Origin of the sequence: Pseudochryseolinea flava (assembly GCF_003286915.1) — a bacterium.
Lineage (GTDB): Bacteria > Bacteroidota > Bacteroidia > Cytophagales > Cyclobacteriaceae > Ohtaekwangia > Ohtaekwangia flava.
The window spans coordinates 361,378-381,444 of record NZ_QMFY01000002.1 but is presented as its reverse complement, the minus strand read 5'-3'; the positions used below and the strand labels follow the sequence as shown (position 1 = coordinate 381,444).

The window sequence follows — 20,067 nt, the reverse complement described above, 5'->3', positions numbered from 1 at the left end:
ACGTCTGCAAGTGGTAAGGCAGACGGCGAGAAGTAAACGTGATATTCTTCATGAAAGTGCGGCTATGTGTGTAACCTTCCGCTTATCGTGAAGTTTCCCAGTAGAATGGAATGATAACACTTGGAAGATGAAGCCATTAAAAGTGCTGTCTATTGTGATGACAGTAATCGTCGCGCCTGTTGCTTGCAAAGGTGAAAGCATTTATTTGAATCTTACGGACTCGTCGCGCAAGGCCCGCGCTGTCCATCAGTACATGCTGGAACTATACAAGCGACAACAATTTACGGGTAGTATTCTCGTCGCCGAACACGGTAAGGTGATTTATCAAAATGCCTTTTGTATGGCGGATCGCGAAAATCAAAGAACATTTCTCACCAGTACGCCGTCTTACATTGGCTCGTTGTCGAAATCGTTTACGGCTATGGCGATTATGATATTGAAAGATAAAGGTAAGCTTGAATATGACATGCCTATTCGGAAATATTTTCCAGACTTGCCACCGTGTACACAATCGATAACAATTCTACACCTGCTACATCATACTTCGGGCCTCGCTGTTTTCGATGATTTTCCTGATATGACGGAGCAGGATGTGTTCAAAATTTTATGTCAGCAGCAAACGCTTCGCTTTACGCCGGGAGAAAAATTTGAATATTGCAATGCCGGCTATACGTTGTTGGGGATGCTGATTGCAAAATTGTCGGTTAGTACTTTACACGAGTTTTTTCAAGACTACATTTTTCGGCCTCTGCAAATGAATCGAACCAGTCTCAATGAAATTCAAAAGCGCAACACGTTTCGCGCTGTCGGTTACGATGTGTATGGCACGGAAAATAATTACGACACCTTTATCGGGGGAAGTGCATCGATCATTTCGACTGCCGACGATTTGTTTAAATGGGATCAAGCGCTTTACAACGATAAACTTGTAAAGCCATCGACGTTGAAAGACGCATTTGAGCCATCGTCTCATGTGTTGCATGATGATGTTTACGGGGACAAATCGTACGGTTTTGGTTGGTGGATTGGAGAGTTTCATGGAGAACGATCTTTTTTTCATGATGGCGCATTCGGTGGATTTCGCGCTTACTTGGAAAGATTTCCGGCGTCTAAAAATACGATCATTCACATCAGCAATTTGCGACACAACTTATCCCTTGAGATGTGGACAGCGCTTGTTAATATCTTAGATGATAAATCTTTTACGTTGCCAAAAATTTCGGTGTCGTCGTGGATGTATCAACAAATTCAGCAACGAGGCATCAGCGATGCTATTAACGCATACGAAAAAATCAAAGCCTCACCACACGTTTCCGAATATCTTTTTAATGAGTCGGAACTCAACCGACTTGGTTATTATCTATTGCGTGCTAATCGAATGCAGGATGCTATCGACATCTTTCGACTCAATGTCCTTGAGTATCCAACTTCAGGGAACGTGCATGATAGTCTGGGAGAAGCGTATTTAAAGAGTGGGAATAAGCAACTTGCGCTTGTCAGCTATCGAAGGTCACTGGTTTTGGATCCCCAAAACTACAATGCGGCTCAGATGATAAGAGAACTCGAAAACGATCGCGATTAATTAATATTGCAACAATGTTGCATTTAAGTTTTGTGAGCGGTAGCTTGCGGCCAGAAGTGAAAATGTTTCGTCGTCATATTTTTAAAATGCAGAGGCATATGACATCCGTCATCGCGATGGTTGCCTTGTTTGCCTACGTTTCGACGATTGCTTTTGAGATATTGCATCATGTAGATCACGATCACACAGAGAATGCGTTTCATGCCCAGGCCCTGGAAAACGATCCGTGTCATCGCGCTTTGGTTCATCATGATCGGGCGTCAGGTTGTGCGCACAAGGCTCACATCGTCGCTCCAGAGAAGTGCAAGTGTCATCATATCGTTGTGCAATTCCCGCAAGTGTGTACAGGAAGCGAGGCACTGAAGACAACTGCTTTCGTCTCTCCGCCTGCGACTGCGGGGTATGCTTTTGGATTTACGAATTCATTCTTCCTTACCGCGCGCTTTAGAGGTCCTCCGTCGCGCTAGCATTCCGTATCCCGTTTCATAAGTCGTCCGTTTTCCGATCGCTCGTATCGGCAATGCAACGGATGCACTATCTGTTTCTTCATTTCATGCGTTCGGTTTTTCATGCTCGAATTTTTTCGGTAGCAGTTCCGTATGCAATTCAATTCTTTAATAGTAATAAAAATGATAAAGGCAATTGACCTTATAAAGACGTACAACACGACGACTGCACTCAACGGTGTAAACTTTGAAGTAAAATCCGGTGAGATATTTTGTTTGTTGGGACAAAACGGTGCAGGGAAAACAACCACGATCAATGTATTTCTAGGATTCATTTCTCCCTCGAGTGGTGAGGCACTGATCAATAACGTTCAGGTTAACACAAATGATCATAGGACGAATGAGATGCTCGCCTACATTCCGGAAGTGGTACAGTTATATGGAAATCTCTCGGGTATTGAAAACTTAGATTTTTTTAGCAGGCTTGCAGGATTTCGATATAGTTCTAAAGAATTGGTTTCCTTTCTCACGCAGGCAGGTCTGCAAGAAGAAGTGCATTCAAATCGGCTGTCGTCATATTCAAAAGGCATGCGACAGAAGGTTGGTATAGCCATCGCTATCGCTAAGAATGCGGACGTAATATTTATGGATGAACCGACGTCTGGCCTTGATCCAAAGGCAACCGCGGAATTCACATCGATATGTAAGAGGCTTGCTGCGAATGGCAAAACCATCTTTATGGCAACGCACGATATTTTTAACGCGGTGAATGTAGGCTCGCGAATTGGCATTATGAAGGGCGGTGTATTAGTGCATGAGGTTTCTACTGCCAACCTCAGTGCAGTTCAACTTCAACAACTTTATCTCGAATCAATCTAACTCCCGACTATGAAAAATATTCTTGCTGTCATATTATTTGTATTGATTTATCAAGTTGGTTATGGTCAGATTGAAGTTTCCGGTCGCGTAATCAATCAGCCGAAAGAACCAATTCCCGGCGCAACGGTTGTGCTATCGGCGGGTAATAAAAATGTGGGCGCCACCACTTCTGCTGACGGAAGTTTTACGCTTTCAATTCCTGAGCCTGGTGTTTACAATATAGAAGTTCGATTTGTAGGGTTAGACCCGTATATTCACAGTGTTACGCTTTCAGAAAACAGACGCTATGATCTTGGCGTGATCGTACTTACGGAGTATACGCAAGAGTTACAAACCGTGGAAGTGACAGGACGATTGGACCGTGACTACAATAGTGAGTATTCGTTTTCAGCAACGAAGACAGCCATCAAGAACAAAGAACTCCCACAATCACTATCGACCGTAACAAAAGAGCTCATCGCGGATCGGCAAGCTTTCCAATTGGCGGATGCTATAAAGATCGTCAGTGGTGTTACGCCGTCAAGTTTCTACAATCAGTTTAATATCAGAGGGATCAGTCAGAATGAAGAGGGACAGATTATCAACGGTATGCGTACACGCCAATATTATTTTCTACAACCGATCACATCTAATATCGAACGCGTAGAAGTATTGAAAGGCCCTGCGTCGATTACCTTTTCAAGCGTAGATCCAGGAGGAAGCATCAACATGGTCACCAAAAAGCCATTATCAACGGCACGCAAGCAAGTTAGCATGAGTATGGGAAGTTTCAGCACCATGCGCGCAACGCTTGACTTTACGGGACCTATTAATGAATCGAAGACGCTCTTGTACAGGGTGAACGGTGGTTTTCAGGAAGCCAAGTCGTATCGAGACCTCGTGAAAAATAATGCGTTGTTGATTTCACCTTCGATCAGTTATATCCCCGACAATAAAACAGCAATCAATGCCGAAATGATTTACAGTAACAGCATCGGTACGCTTGATCGTGGCCAGCCAATCTTTGGCGCCGTTGCGGGGGAAACGAATTTGAACAGTACACCGATAGCTTTGAACTTAGGTGCTGCGAACGATTTTTTTAAGTCGAAGGAATTTTTAATGATGATTAATCTGACGCACAAGTTTACAGAAAGCCTCAGCTTCAATGCTTCGTACATGAAACAAACTTGGACGGAGAACTTGCAAGAACATCGAACGACTAACGCGTTTGCCGTTGACATCGAGAACAGCCCCGTAAATGGTCTTGCTGGGATGCAATTCGTTCAGCGACAACAATATTGGAATACAGATAATCTCAATGCATACTTTAATTTTGATTTTGCGATCGGGCGTATCGGCAATAAGATGTTGATCGGCTATGATATGAGCCGATGGAATAAACAGAAAGGAGGCGGTCAGAATTCTGCTCGTGGCTTCTTATTAAATGATGGTACTGTAGCAAATTCATTTGTGCTGGCGAATGCTGCAAACTATCAAACAATCGTCGTGGATGGGCGCACATTGCCCAAGCCGAACGTTCCGCATTTTGCGTTGAATAATCCATCATACACAATACGCAACATTGATGACTATGTGATGAACGTAAGAACAGCTATCCCTTCAGCGCTGACGACAACGCATGCAATTTACTGGCAAGAGCAAATGAAGATAGGCAAGTTTTCTGCGTTGTTCAGTTTGCGTAACGAGTGGTATGAAGATATTACGAATTATCAAGCGCCCGGTGAATCGTCGTTTGAAAACACTGCCCTGATTCCACGTGTGGGCTTAACCTTCGAGTTGACGAAGAATGTGAATGTCTACAGTACCTATTTGGAGGGGTATCAGCCACAGTCTAACACGGTAACACTCATGCCGAGTACAGGTGCATTCTTTTGGGATCCTAAATCACCGGCGCGGTTTAAACCACTCATCAGTGATTTGAAGGAAGTAGGCATGAAGGGTGACTTCTTTAAAGGACGTATTCACGCAACGGTGGGCCTGTATGAAATACAGCAACGGAATATTTTGATCAATGCCAACTTACCTGATTATCCTGATTCATTGGTGCAACGTGGTGAGGATCGTAGTCGCGGAGTTGAAGTCGAGGTTGTTGGATATATTTTACCGACTTGGCAAGTCAATGTTTCCTTCAGTCATATCGATGCACGCATTGTGGAAGATGACGATGCATCGATCAAGGGAAAAAGAAAAGAGAACACGCCTGCCAACAGTTTTAATCTTTGGACACGGTATAATTTTTCTGACAATTCGGTGTTGCGATACTTTGGTGTTGGCATTGGGGTTCAGCATAGTGGAAACAAAGTGCCGTGGTTTAATCGAAGCTTCGACGTTCCAAAATATACGATTGCCGACGTCGCACTTTATTACACGCCTATAAAAGCAAACATGCAAGTAACATTAACGGTGAATAACGTCTTCGATAAAACATACTGGATTGGTGCACAAAACTATTTGCGACTCTTCCCAGGTGCGCCTCGTAATTTCATGGTATCTGTAACCTATAATTTCTAATGCGCATGAGAAAGAATATTGTGGTGTTAATCGCTCGTCAATTCATGATGCAAGTGTTTAAGTCGAGCGTGTTTTATGCATTGTTGTTGATTGTGATCGCGATGCTAATGTTTGCGGCTTACAGCGGTTGGCATAGTTATACAGTCCAAAATGAAATTCGAACACATTATCAACAGGAGGCGCGAAAGAGTTGGGAGAGCAATCCGGATAAACATCCACATCGCATGGCACACTACGGGACGTTTGCTTTTCGTCTCAAGCATGCATTAAGTATGTTTGATTTTGGTATGGAGAGTTACACGGGGAATGCAGTGTTTCTCGAAGCGCATAAACAAAATTCTGTCAACTTTTCGGAGGCTAGCTTCTCTACCGGACTCCTTCGGTTTGGAGAAATCAGTGTTGCGATGGTATTACAAGTGGTGATACCGTTGATTGTGTTCTTCTTGGGATTTTCATCTGTTGCTGCGGAACGACAAATGGGTACATTAAAGGTTATTCTTATTCAAGGGGCATCTTGGAAAGAACTTCTTGTTGGGAAATCAACGGGACTCATGATGATTACGACGTTGTTTTATATTCCGGCAGTGGTGGTCATTTTCTTTTTACTCCTGTTTGAGGGTTCAATGGAATCAGATATCATGCTACGGTATGGTGCGATTTTTTTGTTCTATTTTATCTTTTATGTGATCGTTAGCGTAGTAACGATTGTTATTTCAACGTTGAGTCGGTCGTCGAAGGATGCGCTCATTACATCACTAGGCATTTGGCTTGTATTTGTTGTGTTACTGCCAAGGACGGCGCAGGCCGTTGGAAGTTATTTTTATCCTGCGCCCGCAAAAGTAACCTTTGAGTCAGCCATTGAAGAAGACGTAATTCGTCAGGGTGATAGTCACGATCCGAATGATCCACACTTTAAGGCGATAAAGGATTCATTGCTTCATGCTCATGGCGTTGATTCCGTGCAACATCTTCCGTTTAACTACAGTGGGTTTATCATGCGCGAAGGCGAGCGTTTAAGCGCAGTAACCTATCAGCGTCATCTTAAGGAATTGCTTGGCATTTATGAAAGGCAGAATGACGTAGGAAAGATAATCGCGGTACTGAATCCGTATATGGCGATCAGGAATTTGTCGATGGCGTTTTCTGGAAGCGATCTTTTTGCGTATCAGCATTTCCAGCAACAGGCAGAATCATACAGGTACGAGCTCGCACAAACGATGAACGAACTCCAGATGAAATATATCGGAAATGAGAAAGAGAAAAAAGGGGAGAAGCCACATGCGATCGGTAAGGAGCACTGGATGGCGTTCCCGGATTTTAAATATAAGTTCCAGCCGTTCATTCATATCGCGGGCACGCAAGTATGGTCTATTGCGTCACTGGTGCTGTGGTGCGTGGTGGTGTTTTTTGTAGTTGTTAAAGTATCAAAAACTGTAAAAGTGATTCAGAATGTATAGGCTTATTATAAAGCAATTTATCCGCTCGCGCGCAGTAGTGGTTACGTTGAGTTTGCTTTTCATCATGGGTGTGGTGAGTATTTTTATCGGTAGACAATTTATCGAACACGAGCAACGGAGTATCGAACAGGTTACGCAACATCAGCATGATCATATTGAACGGAATGTAAAGTATCACGGCGAAAATGTAGGATTGCTGTTGTACTATCTGCGCTTTGCATTAATCAACAAGCCCACGGAGCTGGCTGGTCTTTCGATCGGACAACGTGATATAAATCCAAGTGTACAGCGTGTGACGATCCGAAATCTCGAAGCGCAAAAGTATGATACCGATTTACAAAACCCTGCGAGCCTGATGTACGGTAATCTTGATTTCGGTTTTGTGGTCGTCTACCTATTTCCACTAGTGATTATTGCACTGATATTTAATCTTTTGTCAGATGAAAAAGAAAATGCTACAGCAAAACTTGTTTCAATTCAATCGCAATCTTTTCGTCGCTATTTGTTCGTGAAGCTTTCTGCACGTGCGGTAGTAGTTTATACGATGCTGTTCATCCTGTTCGGCATTGCCATTGTTGTATTGAATCTTCCGCTGGATGCTGCATTGTTGGCGTTTGTAATTGTAAGTGTTTTGTATTTGGCGTTTTGGTTCGCGCTTTGTTTCTGGATCACATCGCTTCAGAAAAGCTCGAACTATAGCGCCTTGGCACTCTTGTCGTTGTGGCTGGTTCTTGCCATTGTATTGCCTGCCGCGGTGAATAGTTATGTCTCGAACAAATTTCCAGTTCCTGAATCACTAAGTACATTCATCAAACAACGTGATGGCTATCATCAGAAATGGGACGTCGATAAAGGAGTTACGATGGAGAAGTTTTACAATCACTATCCGCAGTTTAGAAAGTACGTAGCGCCTGATGACGAGTTTAGTTACACATGGTATTATGCGATGCAGCAAATGGGCGATGACGAGGCACGTTACGATAGTTGGGCGATGCGTTCGAAAATTAGACAGCGTGAATACACCAGTCGATGGTGGGCTTCGTTTGTTCCCACGATGCATGCTCATTTGTCGTTTAACGAACTTTCACGCTCAAGTCTGGAAAATCATTTGACGTTTTTGGATCAAACGAATGCATTTCATGAAAAATTGAGGCTTTACTTTTATCCATATATTTTTGATAACAAGCCGTTACCGAAAGATGCGTGGGATTCGTTTACACCAGAATACACCGAGCATGTACAATCTGTCCCTTGGGTATCAACGTTGTTACCATTGGTTATCGTTACAGCGATATTTGTGTTGATCGCCGTGTTTAACATGCGAAAACTAGTGTTGCATTGAAAGACGAAAGTTCTTAAAATAACATCCGTGCTTGAAACGTTACGCCACGCACGGATGTTTTTTTTAGTTTAATGTTTCTGCAGATTGAAAATTCTTCCACTTGATACCGTCGCGTACCAATGAAGTAACATCGGTGGCAAGCTTTAGAACCTTTGCGGGTTTGCCTTGCTGGTCATTTAGGATACAGTAGCTGCCTTGAATGAAGACTGGTTTACCTTGTTTGTTTACGCGCTTATATTGACCTGGATGTGCGATTCCATTGGCGAGGTCCGCCCAGAATTTTTCATATTCAAAGCTCGCAGCGGTTTGTTCGTCGACAAATATGCGGTGATGTTTCCCGCGGATTTCATCTAACGTGTAACCCATTAATTTGAGGAAGGCTTCGTTAGCATCAATAATTTGTCCGCGTAAATTAAATTCGATTGACGCGATGCCGCTTTCACTGATGGCACGCATTCTGTTCTCTGTATCAAAACCTTTGCGTGACATTTCTTCTTGTGTTGCCTGAAGTTCTTCCATGTTTTGGCGCATCTCTTCCTCTTGGCTTCGCATTTCCTCAGCCCGTTGTTCCGCATCTGCGAGTAACATTTTGATCTGATGCGTTGTTCGCGATGATATTATCGCCGAAGCAATGTTTTCGGCAGCACGAATTATAAACTGCTGTTGATACGTTTTGAGTTGGCTGAAGGATGCTAGTTCGATCACACCAACGATATCGTCACTCGTCATCACAGGGACTAAGAAGATACATTGTGGTGTTGCTTCACCCAATCCAGATGTGATCTTAACATATTCTTTTGGAACTTGCGTCATGTAGATTGGCGCGCGTTCGTAGAAACACTGACCGACCATTCCCTCGCCAATATTTAATTGTTTGTTCAGAAATTTTTTACGGTCGTAAGCATAGCACGCCAAAAGCGTTAGGCGTTCGTTGTCGCCATCACCTTCATGCATAAATATTCCGCCTTGATTCATGCCGGTATATTTCACAAGTGTTTTTATGAATTCTTCCGCGAGTACTGTTGGGTCACTGTTGTGCTGTCGGATGATATCGCCGACTTTTGTAAGACCCACAGAAAGAAATTTTTCTTCTTCTTCCCGCATGTGCGCGATGCGAAGACTGTCGCGCATCTTGACAAGTGATTTACTTAATTCATCTGTTTCATCGGCTACTTGCAATTCTTTCTGAAGATCACCTGTGGTGATTGACTCTGCGAAGGCAATGTTGTTTTTTACTTGATCAACCTGTTTTTCGAGAATTATATTTTTAGCGGCGTCGCTCAGCGTCGTATTACCAAGATCGTATGACCAATAGGCACAAATTCCCATGATCACGGCAGCCAGTAATGCGTGGAAGATGAACGCTTGAAGGTCCATGTATTCAAGTTGTGTGAAATAAATTTCTTTAAGTCCGCTATATTGAAGCCATGCAAACCACGCGTGATGTATTACCGTGATCACGAGTAATGGAAGGATCAACTTCCAATTCCGATAGGTAATGAGCAAGGTTGAGCCAACGAAAAAGAAGAAATGCATTTCAAACATGCCATGCATTTGGTAAATGAACTGCGCGGAGAATACAGCAAATACGCCACTCATTACATATTGGTATAGGTTGTGCTCCGGTAAAACTGTTTTGGTGATGAAGTAGGCGAGGAGAGAAAGTCCGCCGACACCGATGGCAATTGTCCATGTGTCGTAGAACGTTGCCAATACCAACCCAAAAACGAAATAGAGGAGCAACACATAAACCATGATGCGGTCTGATTTTTGGGTAATGGGCAAGAACGCTTTTTGTCGCTCTTGTTTCGTAAATCGTATTTTCTTCGCCATATCTACACAGAGGTTTGTAGTGATTTTGTTAATATGCTATGAGTACGTTTTGCTTCTTCAATTCGCATCCATAGGATTGCGTCGCGAGCAAACCAAATTCAGGTGGACGTTGATTATTGATGAGGGCAAGCAGGGCAAGCTCTGCAAAGTTTGTTGCGCGTGCTGTACAATATCTTGATGCATTGTAGTTACCGCGGTAATAAAGGTTACCATTACTATCCACAATGGCAGCCTGAGGTGTGGAGTAAACACCACATGCGCTCGTGATGCGACGTTGTTTGTCAATCACAATGTCAATCTCTTCACCGAATTCAGATGTTGCTGCCTCAACTTCGTCTTGAGATGCTACAACAATTGTAATACGAATGCTGTCTCGATGCGCACCAATCAAGCTTCGAAGGTGTTTCGCGTTAAAGCGTGAGCAAGGACAATCGGGATTATAAAAGTGTAGAAATTGTGCGTGCGTGCTATCGAACGATGCAGGAAGTGTAACATGTTCTCCAATCAATACTTCACGATAGTTATCTGGAACGGACGTTGGTAATTGATAGCGAAGCTCTTCTTGCCAAAAAATTATCCCGACACAAGCCAATGCACCAACAAGGATGATCGCCACCGCTCCAATTCTCAAACTTCTTCTCATATCTCTCTAGGGTGCCCTTTGCTTGTGCCAGGACGATTTTATTAGTTCAAAAACGCAACCAAGTTTGAAATCATTGATTTCTATCGTTTACGCATCCTTTATTATCTCAATTTGGTCTTGCCTTTTTTTTATTGGGATACTTACATTGTAAACCGATATAGCGTCGTTTTGTTTTCGAATAATACTGCACCTGCATTAAAAGGACATTAAAAAAAATAAACAGTCTCCTGCGTTGGTATATACGAGGTTTTCTATGGCGTTGGATTTCTAAAGGGCATGTAGAATTACGAAATAAAAAAGCCTCGAAGTGTGATCTTCGAGGCTTTAATGTTTTCATTTGGCGAATCTATCTATTGAGCCGTGTATGTTTTGTCACACGTACCATTTCCATAATTTACTTTGATCGTGTTCCCTTGAAAGTTTAGTATTTCTTCACCTTGCACTGGGAAGTCACCATCACATGCAAAGTCGTAAACGAGTGCTTTTGTAAGTGTCATGGTGAAGACGCCCTCATCTGCGAAATTTCCACTTGTTGTGAGTGATGTAACACGTAGGCCTTCATTTGTCATTTCAGAGCTTTGAGCGACGCGATATCTTGCTTCGGTGTTGTTGTCATATGTTATGTTGAGATCTTGTTCCATTTCTTGGATGAAAATTGAAGCTTCAAGATCCAGTTTAAATGAGCCTTTTACAGTTCCATTAATAACTTCGCCATCATGTTCGTCGGAGTTTAGCTCCGCATAGTTTGTGAATTTTAGGTCGTATTTAATGATGTTTTCAGCAAACTTAAAGGTCATCACCACTGAACCTGTTACGACTACGCCTTCTTCTGTTTCACATCCGTCACCAAAATCCATCGTTACTTTTACAGTACCATCAGGGAATTCTTCTTCGAGTGTTTCCGCACATGGCACGATTTCTTGTATACGCGCGGTTAACGTTTTTGTGTATGACTTGCGGCCTTCTGGCTCAGGGATATCCGTTACATTGTCGTTGACAAATCTATTGATGAAATCAAGGTCTTCACGGAATGCCAATACCTTTTCTACTTTTGCTTTTTTGGCAGCTTCGCTTTCTGCGGGCGATTTTTCGTCATCTTGGCAAGAAGAAAGGAGGAATGTTGTAGTTAAAAGTAAAAGTGCTGTAAAAAAGGTGTGAACTGTTTTCATTTTCATATTGATGTTTATTGTGTTTCAATATGATTACAAGCATCCCTCAGTTTACCCTACCAGAATTTTTATTTTTTTTGGGTGATGGAAAGTAATCTTCGATCAATGCTATTTTGGTTCGATTCCGGGCGTGGACTAAAATGAATAGCTCATTGATATGGAGGGAGAAAATCCGAGCAGTGCCACGTCGTTATAAGAAGCTGGTGCTTCGTTAAATGTGTACAGCGCTTCGTCCAGTGCGTTTCGGTCAATCGCTCTGGTCTTAATGTTACTGTGGTCAGTCACGTTATGAATAGATAATCCGATTTCGAGCGCTTGTGTATGATTAAATTGAAATGTATAGGTAGCTGCGAAATCAATTCGAAAATAGGAAGGCAAGCGTGATTTGTTACTGTGATCCCATTGAAGGGCGTAGTCTGTGATTACGTTATTGACATCGCGTGTGTAATTCACAAGGTATTTCGGATATGGCTTCCCTGATCCGTAAATCAATGCAGACGAAAAATTCCAATTTCCCAACGTCAACATATTCACGATCTTCACTTCATGACGTTGGTCTTGCCACGACGGTTTGGTTTGCCCGTTGAGAATGAACGGGTGTTGCTGTGTAGACTGTGACAGTGTGTATGCTAACCACCCACGATGCATGCCGCTTACTTTTTGAATGGTGACGTCGACCCCATATGCAGTTGTTGTTCCCGAGTTACGATCTTCGTCGATTATCACGCCATCACATGCTTTGTAAAATGCTTCGATATCGTATGTAAAATGTTGTTTTCGTAACGTTGCTCCGGTCGTGAAGTGGTTTGATGAAATCACTGGGTTACCGGGATCGTTAAGTTTCGACAGCGTCCACAAGTTTTCATTCGCGCCTGATATTGTTCCCATTTCAGATGGGTAAAAATTCTGCGTGATAAATTGATGGCTGTTAGTGTAACCGGCTTTGAGGGTTAATGCGTTAGTCAGCGCATATTGAACGTTCGCACGTGGCTCAATATACGCGATTGTTGTGCTGTTGTGATACAGCGCAAGCCGTGCACCCAGGTACGTTTTTATTTTTTTCAGGACCGGTAAGGTAACAGCGCCATAAAGGCTGTTCAACCAGCTCTTGTCGGAATCAAATTCGTAGTCCTCTTTTTCATAATCTGGAAAATCACCTGTTGTGACTAGCTCATAGCCACCTGGCGCGCCTGTGCGCTGACGACTGCCTTGTACTCCCCAGTCGACTGAAAGTTTGTCGCTTAAACTAAGTTCATTATCAAAAGCGTATGATAGATCTTCGACGCGATTGCTGATGTTCGATGCAAAAGTGCTCTCTGTGTTTTCGAAGGAGATTGACTGCTGATATCTATGTCTGCGGAAGAAGTTTGAGCCTGAGAATCTGATCGTGGTGTAGTGGCGCTCATTCCATTGTCGCGACCATCGGAGGCTCATGCCGTTATTCCCCCATCGCACAGTTTCTGATCTGCTGATGGGATATGTCCCCAACAAATCAGTGCGCGCGGTACTGTCCGAAAAATACATTCTGTCCCGGCTGTTGTAAAGTGTAAATGAAATGACGTCGCGTGAAGAAGGACGATAGGTCAATTTTGAATTGATGTCAAAAAAATAAAAGTTCGGCTTGATATCATTCTTGATACGAAAAGGAATTAGTTCTATTTGATCATTCGTTTCGTACGCAATGTCGAAAAGATCCTTGAAGAGTTTGCTTTTGATCATATCTGTGTACGATCTCCTGCCACCAATGAACCATGACCATTTTTTAGAAAGTGGAACCTCCGCCGTGAACTTTGCATTGATTAAATTCACCTTCGCATTAAAGGATGGACGCATTGCGTTGCCATTTTTAGTCGTGATGTCAATCACACCGGAAGCGCGTCCACCAAATTTGGCGTCGAACATTCCCTTGTAAAGGTGAACATCTTTAATGACATCAGCGTTGATGATACTGAACGCGCCGAAAAAATGATCCTGTTGATAGATCGTCATGCCGTCCAATAAGGTGAGGTTGTAGCTCGGGTGTGAGCCTCTGATGGTCATGCCGGAGGAAGACTCATCCGTAGCCGTTATTCCGGGCAACAACTGCAATGTTCGACTGATATCTTGTTCGCCTAACGCTGTTAGTGAACGCAATGATTTCGGGTTGAAGACCAATGAACCAGGTTGATTCTCTACACGAACAGCTTGATTGTATTCATCGAACACAACTACTTCATTTAATATCGTCGCGTCGCTTTTCATTCCGATACGATGATGATCACTTGCGCGGAGGTCTTTTATGCGAATCGCTTTGGAAAGGTATCCAAGGTAGCGAACATGAATGGTGCACGTGTCACTTGGTACATCAAAGATCGTAAAGTGTCCGTCGTTATTGGTTGATACTGAAATGTGCGTACCGGCGATTGACAGTGTTGCTTGCGGCAAAGTTTCATCGGTACTTTCGTCAACGATTTTTCCGGATATTGTAATGGGCGTATTTACCTCGGCAGCATTCGCGATTGTTACTGGTCTTTGGATGATGATATAATTTTTTCCAACTTTTTCATAGGTGAGGGGTGTGTTTGCAAGGATTTGCTCAAGGCATTGGGAGATGGTTAGATTTTTTACTTGTAGCGCCACCACTACATTTTGAACAAGTGCGTGATCATACGCAATGTTGACGCCATACTGTTCTTGCAGCGTTTTCAGAACTTGTGCCAGTGATCGTTTAGTGAAAGAAAGATCAATACGAATCTCGTCAGCACCATTATTTTGTGCGTTCAGCGTCAAAGATGCGCAAGCAAGTATGAGTATGGAAAGCCTTCTGATCACTTCACAATAATGCCCTGATTCGTATCGCGTTCGTAATGCAATGACATTGGCTTAAGAACCATAATCATGGCTTGGTCGAGATCTTTATTACTGAAATATCCGTGGTACAAGCGTGTGCTATCTCCGTGGAAGGTGATGTTTACATTAAACTGTCGCTCAAGTTCGGAGAGTACCATGTGTAGTGGTGTTCCATTGAAATAGAAGTCACCTTCACGCCAAGTGGATTTGGTATCATCAAATGCTTGAGCGGGCGATAATGCATCCTTGTGCAAGGAAGTCGCCAAACCTTTTGTTAAAGTCACGCTACTGGTTCCGTGGTCCACTTTTACTTTTCCGGTATAACAAGATACCGCGAAAGTTGATGAACGTGCATTTACATTAAAGGTTGTGCCAAGTACGGTGACATTACCCGAAGCTGTTGCAACGGTGAAGCTACTGCCTTTTTTGACATGGAAGAATGCTTCACCCTTTAATGTGACCTTTCGGTTGCTGCTCCATGACGCTGCTTTAAATTCAATTTCTGATCCTGCGTTTAAGATAACTTCAGATCCGTCGGGTAGAATATGTGTTTTTATTTCTGCCAATGGCGTGGAAATGGTAGTGGTTCGATTGAGAAATAAGAACGCAACAATGAACAACGAAATAGCTGCTGCAATGCTAAGCGGAATCCATCGCTTCAGTTGGATCGTTTTTGTGTCGGTAGATTTATCCGACTCGATATGCGCTGATAATTTTTTCCAAGCGTCGTCTTGTTTGACCGTTTCTGGTGTTTTTAACCGTGCACTTTTTGTGATCAGTTCATGAAAATCTTTCACGACGGGATCTTCGTTGCGTTTTTTTGATTGAATTTCTTCTTGGGAAATTTTTCCCTCGAGCCAATCTTTGATAAAGTCGTTATTGCTATCCATCGTTAAAACTTGGATTGTGTCACATGTCGTAAACTCTCAAGTGCATTTTGCATGCGTTTTTCTACTGCCTTAACACTGATTTCAAGTCGGTCCGCAATTTCTCGATAAGTAAGATCGTCGATTCTGTTCATTAAAAATACCACACGCTGCTGTTCCGGTAGATTATCCATGGCCCGATTTAACCGCGCCGCAAATTCATCCTTTTCCATCACATACTCCGGTGATTCCGATATTGTTCGGTCATGGTCTTTTAGTTTCAATTCAAATCGCGTCTTGCCACTGTTAAAGTGATTAATAGCAAGGTTGTTGGCGATCTTATAAAGGTAACTCTTAATGGTTTCGGTCATCACGGAGTCGCGCTTATCCCAGGTTTTAATAAATACCTCCTGAGTGATGTCTTCCGCGAGATGGATATCACTTAACTTATAGTACAAGAAATTTTTTATCGGACGATAGTATTCATCGAATGCTAGCTTGAAATCTGCTTGCGTCATGCGTTGAAATAATTTATATCAGGCATTACAAAGGCGCCATTACAATAAGCACTTCGGCCTTAACTGTAGGTACATATTGCGAGATCTTTAGGAAATCATCGGAAAGTTCTTCAATCTTCCAATCTGAGGCATTTTCGTTTGCAGGGCGGAAGCTAATAATCGTTTCGTTAGCTTTGAACGACCAAGTTCCTTCTACGTTGTTTTCCGATTCTTCGCATGCAATATCACCAATATCCTCGCGGTACGTTCCGTCGTTGAAAAAGGCCGTTGTATTGTCGAATTCGCATTCGTCGCGGTCTTCCGTCTGGTCTTCTCCGTTTAATGCATATTGAACGACAATCCAAGTTTTTCCGACGAGAAAGGGGCGCTTACTGGGAGCAGGATCGTCATTTTTGCAAGATGCTAACACGACGGCAAGCGTAAGCAGCATAACCGATATCGTATTCGTATTTTTTATTTTCAAAGTCATTGTGACAGGTGCATTTTAGTTTGTCGGGTTTTCACGCGCCGAATTACCAAGAGTACAAGCCATTCTTAATTTACCCTACCAGAAATGGAAAACTTTCTTGATAAAATCATACAAATTTAGGGATTGCTGCTCAGAAGTATGAAATTGGCGGGATGGAAGGCGTGATGAATGGCTGAGTGGTAATCGCGCGATAGTCATGTCAACGGTATCGATACTAGTTTGGTAGTTTGATGATTTGATCGATGAAGGAAAAGGTTAAAAAGGTTGCACGGAAGGAGACACCAATATTTGAGCTTGATGCTTTCAGCCCAAAAGCGTCGTGGACCGATTTTTATATTGAGGATTTAAAAAGCCACATCAAGACGCACAAGTTTATCCAACATCCGCATAAACATGATTTTTACCTCGTGCTGTATGTGGCTCAAGGGAAGGGTACGCATACAATCGACTTTACAAAGTATACCGTTCGCCCGAATTCCGTTTTTTTGATGACGCCAGGGCAAGTCCATTCATGGAACTTAGATCAGGCAACGGAGGGAATTATCATATTCTTCACCCGGGCATTTTATCAAATGCAAAATGTTGCGAGCAACCTGATGGAGTTCCCTTTTTTTCATTCACTAGATGCTTCGCCAGTGATCAAGCTTGACACGGCCGACACTGTAGATTTTGTATTTCGACGAATGCTGCAAGAGTATAGTCAATCGAGCAAACCCGATCATCGATTACTCAGAGCTTATTTGGATGTAATGCTTCTTGAGGCGGCGAAGCACTATAAAAGAACGGGCACCGTTAGGACGCACGCCAGTACGTTTAAACTGCGAAAACTTGAGCAGCTAATAGAAGAAAATTTTAAAACCTTAAAACAACCCAGTGACTATGCGTCGCAGATGGCGCTGGCTCCCGCGTACCTCAATAGTATTTGCAAGGAGAACGTGGGGAAAACGCTTACGGAGCTCATACAATCACGGGTGTTACTTGAGGCAAAACGTTTGTTTGCATATTCTGACCTCAACGTAAACGAGGTAGCTGCAATGCTTAACTTTAGCGAAACATCTTACTTTATTCGGTGGTTTCGGAAACAAAGCGGGCTTACACCTGAGGCATTTCGCGCGGCGCAAACTGTAAAAGATAGATTATCAAATGTCTCAGAAAAAAGTACATCCCCAAGAGAAAACAGTCCTTCATGCGCGTAACAAGCACCGAGGCCGTTATGACTTTAAACAACTTATTGAAAGCTTTCCCGCGCTGCAATCTTTCGTGAAGGTGAATGCGTATGGCGACGAGTCGATTGATTTTTTTGATCCGGAAGCTGTAAAGCATTTAAATAGGGCGCTTTTAAAATGTTTTTATAAGGTCGAATTCTGGGATATTCCAGCCGGGTATTTATGTCCACCGATTCCTGGGAGAGCGGATTATGTGCATTACGTCGCCGATTTGTTGTCGGCGGACAATGCTGGAATCGTGCCGCGTGGTAATGTTATTTCTTGCGTTGATATTGGCGTTGGTGCAAACTGCATCTATCCGATCATTGGCGCTGTGGAATATGGTTGGACGTTTGTGGGCACTGATGCTGATGCCACGGCGATCACGTCGGCCAGTGAGATCATCGAGAGAAATCCATTTCTTCAGCGGCGTATAGCCTTAAGGTTGCAACCGTCAACGGATCACATTTTTCAAAATGTAGTGAAGGACGATGAAGGCTTCGATGTAACATTTTGTAATCCACCCTTCCACACCTCGGCCGAAGAAGCTCAGGCGGGTAGTTTAAAAAAGCTCAGCAATTTAAAACGCAGGCCTATATCGAAAGCAGTACTCAATTTCGGTGGTAAAGGGAATGAATTGTGGTGCACCGGGGGAGAGGAACGTTTTGTTGGAAATATTATACGCGAGAGCCGGCGATTTGCCAAGACGTGTCTGTGGTTTACAACGCTGATATCAAAGCAATCAAACTTGGATGCTGCTGTTCGCGCCATTCGAAGTAATAAAGCTGCCGATGTGAAAGTTATACCGATGAGTCAGGGAAACAAATCCAGTAGGATTGTCGCCTGGACATACCACACCACGCCACAACGGCAACAATGGGCATCGACGAAATGGAATCCGGGCGATTAACATTTCTAGGATTGGTGAGTTCTTGCGATTCAAGATTATCTTTGTTTGATTATTCTCTTTGTGAATGAAAATCTTTGATATCAACGGTAAAGCCAACAACCAGTTTAAGATTACAGACGGTGACAGACTTTGGGTCGAAGAAAATTTTAGATGGCTCAAGGATGTCTTTGGGTATCCCAATAAGCTAGAGCAACAAGTATTACTCAATGAAAAGTTTTTTCCCGCTACGTTTGGAAGCCCGATTGTTGATGCTGATGATGTAGTCGATGATCTATGCGTGTTGTTCGGTATATCTCGCGATACGGTAAATTGTGAAGTAACCGCGGACCTGCGTAGCGTGCAAGATGTCCCACATCAGGTAGAAGGAAAATCATTCGTGTGCGAGGCTGACCTAACCCCGGGAGCCTACCGAATTTTTGTGTCACGTGGGTTGCTGAATAGCCGAGATCTGTTGACCTATAATCTCATTTATGAATTCATTCGTATTCGTCTTACCGAAAGCGATCTAGAATTTGACGTTGGCGGTGATGACACCGGATTGTTCATCTACCTCGCAGGAATTTATTATGGTTTTGGTGTCCTCCTGGCGGGAAATCTTTTGCATCCGCAAGTCAATACAAATCACTGGGAGATTAAATGGAATCACGGTGCGGTCATGCCGACTTCGGTAATGGCATTTAGCCTTGCTACTTATGCTAATCTCACCGGTGAGGATGATCCCGCGTGGAAGGATGATCTCGCGCCGGATTTTCAGAAGATGTTCGCCGATGCAATTTCATACCTACGTGAACATCCTAACAACCTTTATGATCCGATGGAGGTGAAATCAAATGAATTGTTTAACGAAGCCAATGATCATTTTGATAATAATGAACTTGAAGCAGCGATCGCAGCGCTGCAGAAAATACTCTTCATCACGAACGACGATGTAATGCGTGCGGATGTGTTTAATAACATGGGCTACTATTACATGCGGAAGAAAAATTATGCCATGGGGATTTCTAATTTCAGAAAGGCGCTGGCGCTAGGGCCGGAGTTTGGCTATGCGAATGACAACCTCGGTTATGCATTGATTGTTACTGGCGATCTCGAAGAAGGGAAGGTATATCTCGACAAGGCCATCGCTTCTGGTAATAGCGATATTGCGTATACATTTAGAAACTTGGCGCTATATTACCAACGAAAAAAGGCTTTTGATCTAGCGGAAGAATTCTTTCAAAAATCGTTTGGTCAACATTCGTCGGTCGACTTGCTGGAGTTTCACTATGCTGAATTTTTGTTAGAGCAGGGAGATACCGCGAAGGCAAGAACATATTTTATGAAATCTGCAGATAAGGCCGAGCATGAAGCTACGGATAGACTACACGAACTCGGATGGATGTAATTGAAATGTATCGAAATAGTCATG

The 20,067-nt window shown here is 43.1% G+C and carries 16 protein-coding genes; 9 read left to right on the top strand and 7 right to left on the bottom strand.

All coding sequences use genetic code 11. From position 1 onward, the window contains the following. Positions 1–127 precede the first annotated feature (127 nt). The 6 genes from DQQ10_RS06845 (at position 128) to DQQ10_RS06820 (ending at position 8,217) form a co-directional block, all read left to right on the top strand. Positions 128–1,582 carry a serine hydrolase gene (locus DQQ10_RS06845; protein WP_112746078.1) on the top strand — a complete coding sequence of 485 codons (1,455 nt, stop codon included), beginning with the start codon at positions 128–130 and terminating at the stop codon, positions 1,580–1,582. A 98-nt stretch (positions 1,583–1,680) separates the two neighbouring features. Next, entirely contained in the window at positions 1,681–2,049 is a 369-nt protein-coding gene (locus DQQ10_RS06840; protein WP_112746077.1) for a hypothetical protein, read from the top strand. 162 nt (positions 2,050–2,211) lie between these two features. Further along, entirely contained in the window at positions 2,212–2,907 is a 696-nt protein-coding gene (locus DQQ10_RS06835; protein ID WP_112746246.1) for an ABC transporter ATP-binding protein, read from the top strand. A gap of 9 nt (positions 2,908–2,916) precedes the next feature. Continuing rightward, entirely contained in the window at positions 2,917–5,418 is a 2,502-nt protein-coding gene (locus DQQ10_RS06830) for a TonB-dependent receptor (RefSeq protein WP_112746076.1), read from the top strand. Positions 5,419–5,423: 5 nt separating this feature from the next. Continuing rightward, positions 5,424–6,875 carry an ABC transporter permease gene (locus tag DQQ10_RS06825; protein ID WP_112746245.1) on the top strand — a complete coding sequence of 484 codons (1,452 nt, stop codon included), beginning with the start codon at positions 5,424–5,426 and terminating at the stop codon, positions 6,873–6,875. Next, positions 6,868–8,217, top strand: coding sequence for a DUF3526 domain-containing protein (locus DQQ10_RS06820; protein ID WP_112746075.1), 1,350 nt, complete (start codon positions 6,868–6,870; stop codon positions 8,215–8,217). Before DQQ10_RS06825 ends, DQQ10_RS06820 begins: the two co-directional genes overlap by 8 nt. A gap of 63 nt (positions 8,218–8,280) precedes the next feature. On the opposite strand, the gene DQQ10_RS06815 is transcribed toward DQQ10_RS06820, so the two are convergent. The 7 genes from DQQ10_RS06815 to DQQ10_RS06785 all read right to left on the bottom strand — a co-directional run bounded on the left by DQQ10_RS06815 (position 8,281) and on the right by DQQ10_RS06785 (position 16,544). Next, positions 8,281–10,050, bottom strand: coding sequence for a PAS domain S-box protein (locus tag DQQ10_RS06815; protein WP_112746074.1), 1,770 nt, complete (start codon positions 10,048–10,050; stop codon positions 8,281–8,283). A gap of 28 nt (positions 10,051–10,078) precedes the next feature. After that, complete coding sequence (locus DQQ10_RS06810; protein ID WP_112746073.1) at positions 10,079–10,693, bottom strand: DUF6436 domain-containing protein; 615 nt, start codon at positions 10,691–10,693, stop codon at positions 10,079–10,081. A gap of 350 nt (positions 10,694–11,043) precedes the next feature. Further along, entirely contained in the window at positions 11,044–11,868 is an 825-nt protein-coding gene (locus tag DQQ10_RS06805; RefSeq protein WP_112746072.1) for a hypothetical protein, read from the bottom strand. Positions 11,869–11,997: 129 nt separating this feature from the next. Beyond that, entirely contained in the window at positions 11,998–14,631 is a 2,634-nt protein-coding gene (locus DQQ10_RS06800) for a TonB-dependent receptor (RefSeq protein ID WP_133259566.1), read from the bottom strand. A 38-nt stretch (positions 14,632–14,669) separates the two neighbouring features. Beyond that, entirely contained in the window at positions 14,670–15,581 is a 912-nt protein-coding gene (locus tag DQQ10_RS06795) for a FecR family protein (protein ID WP_112746070.1), read from the bottom strand. Positions 15,582–15,583: 2 nt separating this feature from the next. After that, positions 15,584–16,075 carry an RNA polymerase sigma factor gene (locus DQQ10_RS06790; RefSeq protein ID WP_112746069.1) on the bottom strand — a complete coding sequence of 164 codons (492 nt, stop codon included), beginning with the start codon at positions 16,073–16,075 and terminating at the stop codon, positions 15,584–15,586. 25 nt (positions 16,076–16,100) lie between these two features. After that, positions 16,101–16,544: a lipocalin-like domain-containing protein gene (locus DQQ10_RS06785; RefSeq protein ID WP_112746068.1), complete on the bottom strand. Its 444-nt coding sequence runs from the start codon at positions 16,542–16,544 to the stop codon at positions 16,101–16,103. Between the two features lie 242 nt (positions 16,545–16,786). Between DQQ10_RS06785 and DQQ10_RS06780 the strand changes: the two genes are divergently transcribed. The 3 genes from DQQ10_RS06780 (at position 16,787) to DQQ10_RS06770 (ending at position 20,043) form a co-directional block, all read left to right on the top strand. Further along, the gene (locus DQQ10_RS06780; RefSeq protein ID WP_112746067.1) at positions 16,787–17,740 is read left to right on the top strand and encodes a helix-turn-helix domain-containing protein; all 954 of its coding nucleotides are present in this window, start codon (positions 16,787–16,789) and stop codon (positions 17,738–17,740) included. After that, positions 17,688–18,659, top strand: a complete 972-nt coding sequence (rlmF, locus tag DQQ10_RS06775) for a 23S rRNA (adenine(1618)-N(6))-methyltransferase RlmF (RefSeq protein ID WP_112746066.1) — start codon at positions 17,688–17,690, stop codon at positions 18,657–18,659. The genes DQQ10_RS06780 and rlmF overlap by 53 nt, the downstream gene beginning before the upstream one ends. A gap of 64 nt (positions 18,660–18,723) precedes the next feature. Then, complete coding sequence (locus DQQ10_RS06770) at positions 18,724–20,043, top strand: tetratricopeptide repeat protein (protein ID WP_112746065.1); 1,320 nt, start codon at positions 18,724–18,726, stop codon at positions 20,041–20,043. Positions 20,044–20,067 lie beyond the last annotated feature (24 nt).